The sequence below is a fragment of the Klebsiella sp. GG_Kp175 genome, assembly GCF_040062325.1.
GTDB lineage: Bacteria > Pseudomonadota > Gammaproteobacteria > Enterobacterales > Enterobacteriaceae > Klebsiella > Klebsiella quasipneumoniae.
Genome location: NZ_JBEAFX010000010.1, coordinates 68,335 through 83,366 on the forward strand (window position 1 = coordinate 68,335; position 15,032 = coordinate 83,366).

11 protein-coding genes and 1 pseudogene are annotated in these 15,032 nt (G+C 57.7%); 9 read left to right on the forward strand and 3 right to left on the reverse strand.

The window, feature by feature from the left end; all coding sequences use genetic code 11:
- The first annotated feature begins 18 nt into the window (after window positions 1-18).
- The gene (locus ABLU73_RS15500; RefSeq protein WP_348850269.1) at window positions 19-1,128 is read left to right on the forward strand and encodes a YcbX family protein; all 1,110 of its coding nucleotides are present in this window, start codon (window positions 19-21) and stop codon (window positions 1,126-1,128) included.
- On the opposite strand, the gene zapC is transcribed toward ABLU73_RS15500, so the two are convergent.
- A complete protein-coding gene (gene zapC, locus ABLU73_RS15505) occupies window positions 1,125-1,667 on the reverse strand; it encodes a cell division protein ZapC (protein WP_064189321.1) in 543 nt (180 codons plus the stop codon). The two genes, ABLU73_RS15500 and zapC, sit on opposite strands and share 4 nt — an antisense overlap.
- Before the next feature lie 168 nt (window positions 1,668-1,835).
- Entirely contained in the window at window positions 1,836-2,846 is a 1,011-nt protein-coding gene (gene pyrD / locus ABLU73_RS15510) for a quinone-dependent dihydroorotate dehydrogenase (RefSeq protein ID WP_004201417.1), read from the reverse strand.
- Window positions 2,847-3,094: 248 nt separating this feature from the next.
- Here pyrD and ssuE point away from each other — a divergent pair, with 248 nt between their 5' ends.
- The 5 genes and pseudogenes from ssuE (at window position 3,095) to ssuB (ending at window position 7,339) form a co-directional block, all read left to right on the forward strand.
- Window positions 3,095-3,670 (forward strand): NADPH-dependent FMN reductase, encoded by a 576-nt coding sequence (ssuE, locus tag ABLU73_RS15515; protein ID WP_004201416.1) that lies wholly within the window; start codon window positions 3,095-3,097, stop codon window positions 3,668-3,670.
- Window positions 3,663-4,662 (forward strand): annotated as a pseudogene (locus ABLU73_RS15520) (sulfonate ABC transporter substrate-binding protein). Before ssuE ends, ABLU73_RS15520 begins: the two are co-directional and overlap by 8 nt.
- Entirely contained in the window at window positions 4,622-5,767 is a 1,146-nt protein-coding gene (gene ssuD / locus ABLU73_RS15525; RefSeq protein ID WP_348850270.1) for an FMNH2-dependent alkanesulfonate monooxygenase, read from the forward strand. Before ABLU73_RS15520 ends, ssuD begins: the two are co-directional and overlap by 41 nt.
- Window positions 5,768-5,777: 10 nt before the next feature.
- Window positions 5,778-6,569, forward strand: a complete 792-nt coding sequence (gene ssuC / locus ABLU73_RS15530; protein ID WP_004201413.1) for an aliphatic sulfonate ABC transporter permease SsuC — start codon at window positions 5,778-5,780, stop codon at window positions 6,567-6,569.
- Entirely contained in the window at window positions 6,566-7,339 is a 774-nt protein-coding gene (gene ssuB / locus ABLU73_RS15535) for an aliphatic sulfonates ABC transporter ATP-binding protein (RefSeq protein WP_264923448.1), read from the forward strand. The genes ssuC and ssuB overlap by 4 nt, the downstream gene beginning before the upstream one ends.
- 204 nt (window positions 7,340-7,543) lie before the next feature.
- Here ssuB and pepN read toward each other — a convergent pair whose 3' ends face one another.
- Window positions 7,544-10,159, reverse strand: a complete 2,616-nt coding sequence (pepN, locus tag ABLU73_RS15540; RefSeq protein ID WP_017899454.1) for an aminopeptidase N — start codon at window positions 10,157-10,159, stop codon at window positions 7,544-7,546.
- Window positions 10,160-10,485: 326 nt separating this feature from the next.
- On the opposite strand from pepN, the gene pncB reads away from it, so the two are divergent.
- The 3 genes from pncB to ompK35 all read left to right on the forward strand — a co-directional run bounded on the left by pncB (window position 10,486) and on the right by ompK35 (window position 14,928).
- A complete protein-coding gene (gene pncB / locus ABLU73_RS15545; RefSeq protein WP_264923449.1) occupies window positions 10,486-11,688 on the forward strand; it encodes a nicotinate phosphoribosyltransferase in 1,203 nt (400 codons plus the stop codon).
- 165 nt (window positions 11,689-11,853) lie between these two features.
- Window positions 11,854-13,254, forward strand: coding sequence for an asparagine--tRNA ligase (asnS, locus tag ABLU73_RS15550; RefSeq protein ID WP_017899452.1), 1,401 nt, complete (start codon window positions 11,854-11,856; stop codon window positions 13,252-13,254).
- Between the two features lie 591 nt (window positions 13,255-13,845).
- A complete protein-coding gene (gene ompK35 / locus ABLU73_RS15555; RefSeq protein WP_004201406.1) occupies window positions 13,846-14,928 on the forward strand; it encodes a porin OmpK35 in 1,083 nt (360 codons plus the stop codon).
- Window positions 14,929-15,032: the final 104 nt, after the last annotated feature.

Below are 15,032 nucleotides of genomic sequence, written 5' to 3' on the forward strand. Positions count from 1 at the left end.
GGAACCCGGAGGCAGCGTATGGTAACGCTCTCGCGTCTTTTTATTCATCCCGTTAAATCCATGCGCGGCATGGGCCTGACCCACGCCTTTGCCGATATCAGCGGCCTGGCCTTCGATCGCCTGTTTATGGTCACCGAAACCGACGGCACCTTTATTACCGCCCGTCAGTTTCCGCAAATGGTGAAATTTATTCCGGCGCCGCTGCATGATGGCCTTCACCTGACCGCACCGGACGGCAGCAGCGCCGTGGTGCGTTTTAACGATTTCGCCCCTCAGGCCGAACCGACAGAAGTCTGGGGCAACCATTTTACCGCCCTTATCGCGCCCGCAGCGGTTAATCAGTGGCTCAGCGGCTTTTTCAATCGCGATGTCCAGCTTCGCTGGCTGGGGCCACAGTTAACCCGCCGGGTGAAGCGCCACGATGCGGTACCGCTCTCCTTCGCCGACGGCTACCCTTACCTGCTGGCTAACGAAGCCTCCCTGCGCGATCTGCAGCAGCGCTGCCCGGCCAGCGTAAGCATAGAACAGTTTCGCCCTAATCTCGTGGTCATCGGCACGGCGGCCTGGGATGAAGACAGCTGGAAAGTGATCCGCGTCGGCGAGGTGGTATTTGACGTCGCCAAACCGTGCAGCCGCTGCATTTTTACCACCGTCAGTCCGGAGCGCGGGCAGAAGCATCCCAGCGGAGAGCCGCTGGAAACTTTAAAGCGCTTCCGTACCGCGCAGGATAATGGCGATGTCGACTTTGGTCAGAACCTGATTGCCCGTAACAGCGGCGTGATCCGGGTGGGGGATGAAGTGGAAATCCTCGCCCGCGGCCCGGCGAAAGCCTACGGCGCCGGCGAAAGCGACGATACCTCGGCTCCCGAGGCGCAGCAGCAGGCCACGGTTGCCATTGAATGGCAGGGTCAACAATTTACCGGCAATAACCAGCAGGTGCTGCTGGAACAACTGGAGCAACAGGGCATTCGCGTACCCTACTCGTGTCGGGCGGGGATCTGCGGCAGTTGCCGCATCCGTCTTGAAGAGGGGGAAGTGAGTCCGTTAAAGAAAAACGCGGTCGCCGGAGATGGCACCATTCTTGCCTGCAGCTGCGTGCCGAAAACGGCGCTGCGCCTGGCGCCTTAAACCGCCTGCCCCAGGCTGCAGCTGACCGCGCTCTGCGCCGGCTGCAGCCTGTCGTTCATGATTTTAATGACATCGCCCAGCTGCATAACCCGGCCGGCAAGCGTAAGACCCGGCTGAGCCAACAGACAGAGCGCGGCATTATCGCCCGGCTCCACCACCAGTAAATTCACCTGCTCGCCGGTATCGCTCAGCCAGACGCAGGCCGCGTCGCCGCCGCTCGGCTGCCAGTGATGGGTATGGGCGATAAAGTGCCAGCTTTTCGGCATCTGCGGTTTGAGAAAACGGATGGCGGTGAGCGCGTTAAGGACTAATTCCGCACGCTGCTCTTTCGATAGCTCGAGATCGCGACATTTTTCTTCAAAAGAGAAATAGAGCGCGGCGTCATCAACGCAGAATCCCGATGGGGCAAAGGCGTCCGGCGTCAGCATGCGCCGGGCGAAGCGCGAGCGAAATAACATGCCATTGGCCAGATCGAGCATCATGCGGTCGTGCTCTTCATCGTAATACCAACGCCAGTTATCGTCAGGTTTAATCCGCATTTTTCCCCCTGTCCCCTTTCATACGCCTCTGCAAAGCTGTTGCGACTTACCGCAGAATATTTTCTAAAATTAAGAAAAGTCTAAAATGTTTAAATAAGCAACAGTGAGGGAATATAAAACAACCAGGGCCGGAAATAAAGCCCTGGGGGGATTCAAAGGGGGAAAAGATTAGATGTGGGTAACAATTTCTTTAATCAGCGGCGGACCTTTAAAAATAAATCCGGAATAAATCTGCACCAGCGATGCCCCAGCGGCCATCTTTTCCCGCGCGGCAATCACGGAATCAATGCCGCCCACGCCAATGATAGGCAAACGGCCATTCAACTCTGCGGAGAGCATGCGAATAATTTCGGTACTCTTTAATTGTAATGGACGACCGCTAAGCCCGCCGGTCTCATCGCAATGTTTCATTCCCTGGACCAGAGAACGATCGAGAGTAGTATTGGTGGCAATCACCCCATCAATATTATGACGCACGAGGCTATCGGCAACCTGGATCAATTCCTCAGGCAAAAGATCCGGCGCGATCTTCACGGCGACCGGAACATATTTTTGATGCTTCTGCTGCAGCTCAAGCTGCTTATTTTTAATACCGGAGAGTAAATCGTCGAGCGCTTCGCCGTATTGCAGCGTGCGCAGCCCCGGGGTGTTCGGCGAGGAGATATTAATGGCGATATAGCCAGCGTAAGGATAGACTTTTTCCATACAAATCAGGTAATCATCTTTCCCGTGCTCAACCGGCGTATCTTTATTTTTACCGATATTGATGCCCAGCACGCCGTCAAAATGCGCCTTTTTCACGTTCTCGACCAGGTTATCGACGCCATGGTTATTAAAGCCCATGCGGTTGATCAACCCCTCAGCATCCACCAGACGGAAGATCCTTGGCTTATCGTTGCCCGGCTGCGGACGCGGCGTCACGGTGCCGATCTCAATGGAGCCAAAACCCATCGCGCCCAGCGCGTCAATGCATTCCCCGTTTTTATCCAGCCCGGCCGCCAGACCCAGCGGGTTTTTAAAGGTCAGCCCCATGCAGGTGACAGGCCTGGCCGGCACCTTCTGGCGAACCAGGATTTCCAGCGGCGTCCCGGTGACACGGCGTAATTGTTGAAAAGTAACTTCATGAGCGCGCTCAGGATCGAGCTGAAAAAGGGCTTTACGAACGAAGGGGTAGTACATGAACTCTCCTGGATTCCCGGTGTGCAAACCGGGGGCGTATTATGTGCGATCTGTTGCGGAAAGGGAATTGACCTGCGACAAAAAATCCCCCATCAGCGCAAACGATTACCTCCCCGCGCGCCGTTATGCGCTTTTCGGCTATCTAACGGTGGATAAATCATTTAGGGAAATAATGGCCCTCTGTCACACTCACTATAAATGTTATCAATTATAGATAAATGCAAACATTTAGTTATAAGGAGAGAGAGATGCGCGTCATTACGCTTGCGGGCAGCCCGCGTTACCCTTCCCGTTCCAGCGCCCTGCTGGAATATGCCAGAGAGACGCTCACCGCCGCCGATATCGAAGTCTGCCACTGGCATCTGCAGAACTTTGCCCCGGAAGACCTTCTCTACGCTCGCTTTGACAACCCGGCGCTGCAGACGCTCAATGAGCAGCTTGCCGGGGCTGACGGCTTGATCATCGCCACGCCGGTGTATAAAGCCTCGTTTTCCGGCGCCCTGAAAACGCTGCTCGACCTGCTTCCTGAGCGGGCGCTGGAGGGCAAAATCGTACTGCCGCTGGCCACCGGCGGCACCATCGCCCACATGCTGGCGGTGGACTACGCCCTGAAGCCGGTGCTGAATGCCCTCAAGGCTCAGGAGATCCTCCACGGCGTCTTCGCCGACGACAGCCAGGTGACCGATTACCAGCACAAGCCGCAGTTTACCCCGAACCTGCAGCGGCGCCTCGATGAAGCCCTCGAGACCTTCTGGCAGGCGCTGCACCGCCCCAGCAGCCGCGCGCCGTCATTAACGTCTCTGCGTGGGGTGGAACATGCTTAATCCTCTCCGCGCTCTGACCCTCGGCGGACTGCTGCTCTTTTCCACCCTGGGCCACGCCGCCCCGGCGGCGCCTGACGCCCTGCGCATCGGTTATCAGAAAGGCAGCGTCAGCATGGTGCTGGCGAAAAGCCATCAGCTGCTGGAGCAGCGCTACCCAAAGACCCATATCTCGTGGATAGAATTCCCGGCCGGTCCGCAGATGCTGGAGGCGCTGAACGTTGGCAGCATCGATATCGGCAGCACTGGCGACATTCCGCCTATCTTTGCGCAGGCGGCGGGCGCCGATCTGGTGTATATCGGTTCGGAACCGCCCAAGCCCAAAGCGGAAGTGATTCTGGTGGCGCAGGGCAGCCCGATTCATAACGTTGCTGAGCTGAAAGGAAAAAAGGTCGCTTTTCAGAAAGGCTCCAGCTCCCACAATCTGCTACTGCGCGCCCTGCAGCTGGCAGGTTTGAAGTTTAGCGACATTCAGCCGGTCTATCTCGCCCCCGCCGATGCGCGCGCCGCCTTCCAGCAGGGCAATGTCGACGCCTGGGCGATCTGGGATCCGTATTACTCCGCCGCGCTGCTGCAGGGCGGCGCCCGCGTGCTAACCGACGGAACAGACCTGAAACAGACAGGATCCTTCTATCTCGCTTCCCGCCCTTACGCTGAACGCAATGGCGCCTTTATTGAGGGTGTACTCGATACCTTTACGCAGGCCGATGCCCTGACCCATAGCCAGCGCGCGCAAAGCATTACGCTGCTGGCGAAAACGATGGGGTTACCGGAGGCGGTGATCGCCAGCTACCTGGACCATCGTCCCCCCACCTCGGTTACCCCGGTGAGCGCCGAAACCGCCGCTCGCCAGCAGCAGACGGCCGACCTGTTCTATGAGAACAAGCTGGTGCCGAAAAAAGTTGATATCCGGGCCCGCATCTGGCAGCCCGCCGCCGCACAAGGAGCGAAATCATGAGTCTGAATATGTTCTGGTTTTTACCGACCCATGGTGATGGTCGTTATCTGGGTACCGAAGAGGGAGCCCGTCCGGTCGATTATGGCTATCTGCAGCAAATCGCGCAGACGGCGGATCGGCTGGGGTTCACCGGCGTGCTGATCCCGACCGGGCGCTCATGTGAAGATGCCTGGCTGGTTGCGGCCTTGATGATCCCGGTAACGCAGCGGCTGAAATTTCTTGTCGCCCTCAGGCCAAGCGTGGTGTCGCCGACGGTGGCCGCGCGCCAGGCGGCGACCCTGGACCGACTGTCAAACGGCCGGGCGCTGTTCAATCTGGTCACCGGCAGCGATCCCGCCGAGCTGGCTGGCGACGGTGTCTTCCTCGACCACACCGAGCGCTATGAGGCCTCGGCTGAATTTACCCACATCTGGCGCAAGCTGATGGAAGGGGAAACTGTCACCTTTAACGGTAAGCATCAGCGCGTTCGCGACGCTAAACTGCTGTTTCCGCCGCTCCAGCAGCCGCGTCCGCCGCTCTATTTCGGCGGCTCGTCTGAGGTGGCGCAGGATCTGGCCGCTGAGCAGGTCGATCTCTATCTTACCTGGGGGGAACCACCGGCCCAGGTGGCAGAGAAAATTGCTCAGGTGCGGGAGAAAGCCGCCCGGCACGGTCGCCGGGTGCGTTTCGGCATCCGCCTGCATGTGATCGTGCGGGAAACCAATGAGGAAGCCTGGCAGGCAGCGGACAGCCTTATCTCTCATCTTGATGATGAGACTATCGCCCGCGCCCAGGCAGCCTTCGCCAGAACCGACTCCGTCGGCCAGCAGCGGATGGCGGCCCTGCACAATGGCCGACGCGATAAGCTGGAAATCAGCCCCAACCTGTGGGCTGGCGTCGGTTTAACGCGCGGCGGCGCCGGGACCGCGCTGGTGGGCGATGCCGCCACCGTGGCCGAACGGATCAATGAGTACGCCGCGCTGGGTATCGATAGCTTTATCTTCTCCGGTTATCCGCATCTGGAAGAGGCGTATCGGGTCGGCGAACTGCTGTTCCCGCTGCTCGACGTCGCGGTGCCGTCTGTCCCGCAGCCGCAAAGCCTGCGCCTGCAGGGAGAAGCCGTCGCTAACGAGTTTATCCCGCGTAAAGTGGCGCAGAGCTGAGGAGGTCGTGATGGCAAAATCAACCCATCCCCTGTTATTACGCCTCGCCCCCTGGCTGCTGCCGGTGGGAACGGTCATTGTCTGGCAGCTGGCCTCGTCCGTCGGCTGGCTGTCGACGCGGGTGCTACCCTCGCCGGAGGGCGTATTGAAAGCGTTCTGGACCCTCTCGGCCAGCGGTGAGCTGTGGCAGCATCTGGCCATTAGCTCGTGGCGGGCGCTGGTCGGCTTCGCCATCGGCGGCTCCATTGGGCTGGTGCTCGGCTTGATCAGCGGTCTGTCACGCTGGGGCGAGCGCCTGCTGGACACGTCGATCCAGATGCTGCGCAATGTGCCGCATCTGGCGCTGATCCCGCTGGTGATCTTGTGGTTCGGCATCGATGAGACCGCCAAGATCTTCCTCGTATCGCTGGGCACCCTGTTCCCGATCTATATCAACACCTGGCACGGGATCCGCAATATCGACCGCGGACTGGTGGAGATGGCGCGCAGCTATGGTTTATCCGGCTTTGCTCTTTTCCGTCACGTGATTTTACCCGGCGCCCTACCCTCGATTATGGTCGGCGTGCGTTTCGCCCTCGGTCTGATGTGGCTGACGCTTATTGTCGCCGAAACCATCTCGGCGAACGCCGGTATCGGCTACCTGGCGATGAATGCGCGTGAATTTCTGCAAACCGACGTGGTGGTGGTCGCCATCATTCTTTACGCCATTCTTGGCAAACTGGCCGACGTCAGCGCCCAGCTGCTGGAGCGGCTCTGGCTGCGCTGGAACCCGGCGTATCATCTTCAGGAGGCGAACGCATGAACACTGCCCGTCTAAACCCAGGTATCCCGCTGCTGCTGAACGGGGTGACTAAACGCTATGGCGACAACACCATTCTTAACGAGCTGGATCTGCATATCCCCAGCGGCCAGTTTGTGGCGGTGGTGGGCCGCAGCGGCGGCGGCAAAAGTACCCTGCTGCGCCTGCTGGCGGGCCTGGAAAACCCGAACGCTGGCGAGCTGCTGGCGGGCGCAACGCCGCTGGCGGCGATCCAGGACGACACCCGGATGATGTTTCAGGATGCGCGCCTGCTGCCGTGGAAAACGGTGATTGATAACGTGGGGCTGGGGTTAAAAGGCGCCTGGCGCGAAGCCGCCCTGCAGGCACTGGCCAGCGTCGGACTCGAGAGTCGCGCGCAGGAGTGGCCGGCGGCGCTGTCGGGCGGGCAAAAGCAGCGCGTTGCGCTGGCCCGCGCCCTGATCCATCGCCCGCGCCTGCTATTGCTGGACGAGCCGCTGGGGGCGCTGGACGCCCTCACCCGTCTGGAGATGCAGGAGCTGATCGTCTCCCTGTGGCAGGAGCATGGCTTTACGGTCCTGCTGGTGACCCACGACGTCAGCGAAGCGGTGGCGATGGCCGACCGGGTGCTGTTAATTGAAGAGAAGAAGATCGGTCTCGATTTGAACGTGGATATTCCGCGACCGCGGCGCACCGGTTCGGCGAAGCTGGCCGAGCTGGAGGCGGAGGTACTGGATCGGGTGATGAAGCGCGGCGACAGCGAGCGTGCGCCGCGTTTATTAAGTCATGGCTGACCGGAGTAACGGTCTGCTGTCAGAACGGGGGCATATCGTCATCCGACATGTCCCCGGCTCGCGCTTTGCTCAGCCGGGCGACCAACGACAAATCTGCCGCGTATTCCAGACCGGGTAAGCATCGCGCCACACGACAACATCACTGCGGCACCAGGTAACCCGGACAGGGCGCAATGTGCGCCGCAATCCGGGTTTACGCCACGGTTACGCCAGCGCCTTACTGATTTTCTCGTACAGATCGCCTGAGAGATCCTTCAGACCCTTCAGCTGCTCCAGCGCGGCGCGCATCAGCGCCTGGCGTTTCTCATCGTAACGCTTCAGGCGAATCAACGGCTCAATCAGTCGCGATGCGACCTGCGGGTTGCGCTGGTTAAGCTCGGTCAGCATCTCCACCAGGAACTGGTAGCCGCTGCCGTCTTCCGCATGGAACGCCGCCGGGTTGCTGCTTGCGAAAGCGCCGATGAGCGACCGCACGCGGTTCGGGTTGCTCATGCTGAACGAACGATGGTTCAGCAGACCGCGTACCGTTTCGACCACATTGGCCGCCGGGCTGGTGGACTGCAGGATAAACCACTTGTCCATCACCAGGCCGTCCTGATGCCATTTGTCGTCATACTCCTGCATCAGCGCATCGCGGCACGGCAGCTCAGCGGCAACCGCCGCCGACAGCGCGGCCAGCGCGTCGGTCATGTTATCCGCCTGGTGATACTGCGCCGCCACCAGCTTATCGCCCAGCGTCGGTTCTGCGAACGCCAGATAGCGCAGGCAGGTATTGCGCAGGGCGCGCTTACCGATATCGGCATGCTCCACCCGGTAGCTGTCGAGCTTATTGGCGTTATATACCGCGAGGAATTCGTCCGCCAGCTCGTTCGCCAGGGTGCGGGTGAGCGCCTCGCGCACGGTGGCGATGGCGATAGGATCGATAATGGCGAACATCTCGGCGATTTCGTTGGCCGACGGCAGGGTTAAGATCTCGGCGGCCAGCGCCGGGTCAATCTTCTCGTCGAGCAGAATCGCGCGGAAGGCGTCCGCCACGTGCACCGGCAGCGACAGCGGCTGTCCCTGCTGATGACGGTTAACGTTCAGCTTGATGTAGGTCGCCAGCAGGCTCTGCGCCGCATCCCATCGCGAGAAATCATTCCGCGCATGGCGCATCAGGAAGGTGAGCTGCTGATCGCTCCACTTGTATTCCAGTTTCACCGGTGCTGAAAACTCGCACAGCAGGGCCGGTACCGGCTGGAAATAGACATTATCAAAGACGAAGGTCTGCTCAGCCTGAGTCACATTAAGCACCGGGTGCAGCGGATGGCCGCCCTTCTGCAGGGGGATCACCTTACCTTCGTTATCGTACAGCTCGATGGCAAACGGAATATGCAGCGGTTGTTTCTCAGCCTGCTCGGCGGTCGGCGGCGTGCGCTGGCTGATGGTGAGCGTATACTGCTCGGTTTCCGGGTTATAGTCGTCATGGACGGTGACGATCGGCGTACCGGACTGGCTGTACCAGCGGCGGAAGTGCGACAGATCGACGTTCGAGGCATCTTCCATCGCCTGGACGAAATCGTCGCAGGTGGCGGCGCTGCCGTCATGACGTTCAAAATAGAGCTGCATCCCTTTCTGGAAGTTTTCTTCACCCAGCAGAGTGTGCAGCATGCGGATCACTTCGGCCCCCTTTTCGTAGACCGTCAGGGTGTAGAAGTTGTTCATCTCGATAACCATATCCGGGCGGATCGGGTGCGCCATCGGGCTGGCGTCTTCGGCAAACTGCAGCCCGCGCATAGTGCGCACGTTGTTGATGCGGTTCACCGCCCGCGAGCCGAGGTCGGAGCTGAACTCCTGATCGCGGAACACGGTCAGCCCCTCTTTCAGGCTTAGCTGGAACCAGTCGCGGCAGGTAACGCGGTTGCCGGTCCAGTTATGGAAATACTCATGACCAATTACCCGCTCAATATCAAGGTAGTCTTTATCGGTGGCGGTATCGGTCCGCGCCAGGACATATTTGGAGTTAAAGACGTTCAGCCCTTTGTTTTCCATCGCGCCCATATTGAAGAAGTCGACGGCGACAATCATATAGATGTCGAGGTCATACTCGAGGCCAAAGCGCTCCTCATCCCATTTCATGGAGTTTTTCAGCGAGGTCATCGCCCACGGCGCGCGGTCGAGATTGCCGCGATCGACGTACAGCTCCAGCGCCACTTCACGCCCGGAGCGGGTGGTAAAAGTGTCGCGCAGGACGTCGAAATCACCGGCCACCAGCGCAAACAGGTAGCACGGTTTCGGGAATGGATCCTGCCACTGTACCCAGTGACGACCGTTCTCCAGTTCCCCTTCCGCCATACGGTTGCCGTTGGAGAGCAGGAACGGATATTTGGCTTTATCGGCGATAATTTTGGTGGTAAAGCGCGCCAGCACGTCCGGACGGTCCAGATACCAGGTGATGTGGCGGAAACCTTCCGCTTCACACTGGGTGCACAGCGCTTCGCCTGACTGATACAGGCCTTCCAGCGCGGTGTTCGCCGCCGGGCTGATCTCATTGACGATGGTCAGGGTGAAATGCTCCGGCAGGCCGCCGATCACCAGCTGATTGTTTTCTTCTTTATAGTCGCTCCACGGCTGTCCGTTCACCTGCAGCGAAATCAGGGTCAGATCTTCGCCGTCCAGGCGCAATGGCACATCAGACGCTGCCGCGTGGCGGGAGACCTTGCTCTCGGCCGTAACAACGGTTTTTGCGGCATCCAGGTCAAAGGTCAAATCGATATCGCTAATCAGATACTCCGGCGCACGATAGTCGTGGCGGTATTTGGCTTGGGGCTGTTGTGTCATAAAAAACCTTTCGCATCTTCGGTAAAGTGTCGTCCCAGTCTATTCCCGTTGTGTCAATCGCGCTATGCAGAATCTTCATCTTTTCAACGTGAAACACGGAAATCGCTACATTTTGTTAACACTCGCGGCACGAAATGCCCTCGACCCGACGCAAAGCTTGTGGTGTGATCCATGTTCAATATATTAAACTAGGCCTCGCAAATGACCGTCAGCGTCGCCATTGCTCGCCATCGCGGGACAGAGCCGGGTAATAAAGGTATACTCCGCCTCCTTTTTCCGCGTTGGTTTCGATGGAACGCTCCAGTGAGAGGATGCTACTGCGCACCATGACACAATTCACTTCTCCTGTACTGCACTCGCTGCTTGATACGGATGCCTACAAGCTGCACATGCAGCAGGCTGTCTTCCACCGCTACGGCGATGTACATGTGGCGGCGGAGTTTCGCTGCCGCGGAGACGACCTGCTCGGCATCTATGCCGACGCGATCCGCGAGCAGGTGGAGTCCATGCGCTACCTGAGGCTGCGGGATGATGAATATCGCTGGCTGTCCACCCTTCCTTTTTTTCGCCAGGATTACCTCGACTGGCTGCGCGATTTTCGCTATGACCCACGCCAGGTCACGGTCACCAATGACAACGGCAAGCTGAACATTCGCCTTACCGGCCCATGGCGGGAAGCCATCATGTGGGAAGTCCCGCTGCTGGCGGTGATAAGCGAGCTGGTACATCGCTACCGTTCACCCGAGACGGGCGTGGAACAAGCGCTAAACGCGCTGGAACATAAGCTAGGCGACTTCGCCACCATGACCGCTGGCCTCGACATGAGCGCCTTCCGTCTGATGGATTTCGGCACCCGCCGTCGTTTTTCACGCGAGGTGCAGGAAGCTATTGTGCAACGCCTGCAGCAGGAGCCATGGTTTGTTGGCACCAGCAACTACGATCTGGCGCGCCGTCTCAACTTAACCCCGATGGGCACCCAAGCCCATGAGTGGTTCCAGGCTCATCAGCAGATCAGCCCGAACCTGGCCAGCAGCCAGCGGGCGGCCCTCGCCGCCTGGCTGGAAGAGTATCCTGACCAACTGGGCATCGCGCTGACCGACTGCATCACCATGGATGCGTTCCTGCGCGATTTCGGTCCGGAGTTCGCCACCCGCTATCAGGGTTTGCGCCACGACTCCGGCGACCCGGTGGAATGGGGTGAAAAAGCCATCGCCCATTATCAGAAGCTGGGCATCGATCCGCTGAGCAAAGTGCTGGTCTTCTCCGATAATCTCGATCTGGCGAAAGCCGTCGACCTGTATCGCCACTTCGCCTCGCGGGTGAAGCTGAGCTTTGGGATCGGCACCCGTTTAACCTGCGATCTGCCGCAGGTTAAACCGCTCAATATCGTGATTAAGCTGGTGGAATGTAACGGCAAGCCGGTGGCGAAACTCTCCGACAGCCCGGGGAAAACCATCTGCCACGATAAGGCCTTCGTCCGCGCCCTGCGCGAGGCGTTCGACCTGCCGCCGATTAAAAAAGCGAGCTAATTTTCTTAAGGAGCCTTTCAGGCTCCTTTTTCTTTATTATTTATTGCCGAATTATCCGCTTATGATGCGAAATCTACTTGTCTGATGGAAGATGACAGGTAACATAGATATCCCCCCGCTGTAGGGGGAAGAGACTTTTTTATTGGACTATATAGAGAGATTATTATGAGCGTTGTGCCTGTAGCCGACGTACTCCAGGGCCGCGTTGCCGTTGACAGCGAAGTCACGGTCCGCGGATGGGTGCGTACCCGCCGAGATTCAAAAGCTGGCTTTTCATTCCTCGCCGTCTATGACGGTTCCTGCTTTGATCCTGTACAGGCCGTTATTAATAATTCTCTGCCCAATTACAATCAGGAAGTGCTGCGTCTGACCACCGGTTGCTCGGTGATTGTCACCGGTAAAGTCGTGGCTTCCCAGGGCCAGGGTCAGAGCTTTGAGATCCAGGCGACCAACGTGGAAGTGACCGGCTGGGTGGAAGACCCGGACACTTACCCGATGGCGGCCAAGCGCCACAGCATCGAGTATCTGCGTGAAGTGGCCCACCTGCGTCCGCGCACCAACCTGATCGGCGCGGTTGCCCGCGTGCGTCACACCCTGGCGCAGGCGCTGCATCGCTTCTTTGATGAGCAGGGCTTCTTCTGGGTCTCCACCCCGCTGATCACCGCCTCCGATACCGAAGGCGCCGGCGAAATGTTCCGCGTGTCGACGCTGGATCTGGAAAACCTGCCGCGTAACGATCAGGGCAAAGTCGATTTCGACAAAGACTTCTTCGGTAAAGAGTCGTTCCTGACCGTTTCCGGCCAGCTGAATGGCGAGACCTATGCCTGCGCGCTGTCGAAGATTTACACCTTCGGCCCGACCTTCCGCGCGGAAAACTCCAACACCAGCCGCCACCTGGCGGAGTTCTGGATGCTGGAGCCGGAAGTGGCCTTCGCCAATCTGAACGATGTTGCCGGCCTGGCGGAAGCGATGCTCAAGTACGTCTTTAAAGCGGTACTGGAAGAGCGCGCGGACGACATGCAGTTCTTCGCCGAGCGCGTTGATAAAGACGCTATCGACCGTCTGCAGCGCTTTATCACCGCTGATTTTGCGCAGGTGGATTATACCGACGCCGTCACCATTCTGGAAAACTGCGGCAAGCAATTCGAGAACCCGGTGTACTGGGGCGTGGATCTCTCCTCCGAGCACGAACGTTACCTGGCTGAAGAACACTTCAAAGCGCCGGTGGTGGTGAAAAACTACCCGAAAGATATTAAGGCGTTCTACATGCGCCTTAACGAAGACGGTAAAACCGTCGCGGCAATGGACGTCCTGGCGCCGGGTATTGGCGAGATCATCGGTGGTTCCCAACGTGAAGAGCGCCTCGACGTGCTTGACGCGCGTATGGCCGAGATGGGCCTGAATAAAGAAGACTACTGGTGGTATCGCGATCTGCGCCGCTATGGCACCGTTCCACACTCCGGCTTTGGCCTGGGCTTCGAGCGTCTGATCGCCTACGTGACCGGCGTGCAGAACGTCCGCGATGTCATTCCGTTCCCGCGGACCCCGCGCAACGCGACATTCTAAATTTTTCTGACATAAACCTGAAAGGCCAGCGCAAGCTGGCCTTTTTTTATGTCAATTACTGTTATCAAAATTCAACAAACTTAAACATCAAGGCCTCGAATTCACATTTATGTTACGCACTGTTTCGGTGCATCCTGGTGATACAGATCGCACTTTTTGTTCATAACAGAGCAAAGCCCCTGATTAATTTGCTCATTTTTTAACCATACGCCGCACATCTTGCCAAGACAAAGGCTGAATAAAAAGAAGGCGAATTCAACACATAAAATGAGCAAATTTACCTTTATCCAAATTAATCATAAATATTTCATATAGATAGATATGGAAGGGCGATTTACCTCACCATGTGGAACGGAATTTTGATTAAGTTCACAAAGTTCCCAAAAATACATATTTAGTTACATGTTTTTTCGTTTTGTTACTCATATGAGATATTAGTAGCATTTTCCGGCTAGCGAAACGTTGTCGCGGATGGAAAGATGCCTTCAGACACCAAACTCTCATCAATGGTTCTGTAAGTTTTTATTGACAGAACTTATTGACGGCAGTGGCACGTGTTCATATAAAAAATATTAATGAGGGTAATAAATAATGATGAAGCGCAATATTCTGGCAGTGGTGATCCCTGCCCTGCTGGTAGCCGGTGCAGCTAACGCTGCAGAAATCTATAACAAAAACGGCAACAAACTGGACTTCTATGGAAAAATGGTCGGCGAGCACGTCTGGACCACCAATGGCGACACCAGCAGCGACGATACCACCTACGCCCGTATCGGCCTGAAAGGCGAAACTCAGATCAACGATCAGCTGACCGGCTACGGTCAGTGGGAATACAACATGGACGCCTCCAACGTTGAAGGTTCCCAGCCGACCAAAACCCGTCTGGCGTTCGCAGGTCTGAAAGCGGGCGAGTATGGTTCATTCGACTACGGCCGTAACTACGGCGCAATCTACGACGTCGAAGCAGCAACCGATATGCTGGTTGAATGGGGCGGCGACGGCTGGAACTACACCGACAACTACATGACCGGCCGTACCAACGGCGTGGCAACCTACCGTAACTCTGACTTCTTCGGTCTGGTTGACGGCCTGAGCTTCGCGCTGCAGTACCAGGGTAAAAACGACCACGACCGTTCGATTCACAAGCAGAATGGCGACGGCTTCAGCACCGCGGCGACCTACGCGTTCGACAACGGTATTGCGCTGTCTGCTGGCTACTCCGGTTCCAACCGTAGCGTAGATCAGAAAGCTGACGGCAATGGCGACAAAGCCGAAGCCTGGGCAACCTCTGCAAAATATGACGCCAACAACGTTTACGCGGCCGTCATGTACTCCCAGACTTACAACATGACCCCGGAAAACCAGGGTAACTACTTCGCTGGCAAAACCCAGAACTTCGAAGCCGTTGTACAGTATCAGTTCGACTTCGGCCTGCGTCCGTCCATCGGCTACGTACAGACCAAAGGCAAAGACCTGCAGGCGCGCGGCGGCTTCTCCGGCGGCGATGCGGATCTGGTTAAATACGTCGAAGTGGGTACCTGGTACTACTTCAACAAGAACATGAACGTCTATGCGGCGTACAAGTTCAACCAACTGGACGACAACGCTTATACGCGTGAAGCTGGCGTAGCGACCGACGACCAGGCGGCCGTGGGTATCGTTTACCAGTTCTAATTTGCAGTACACCCCTTCGTGATATGCCTTCAGAGCAGGACTTCGGTCCTGCTTTTCTCTATTCGTGAGGCAAAGATCGTATCTTTCGAAAACCTTCGCGCTTT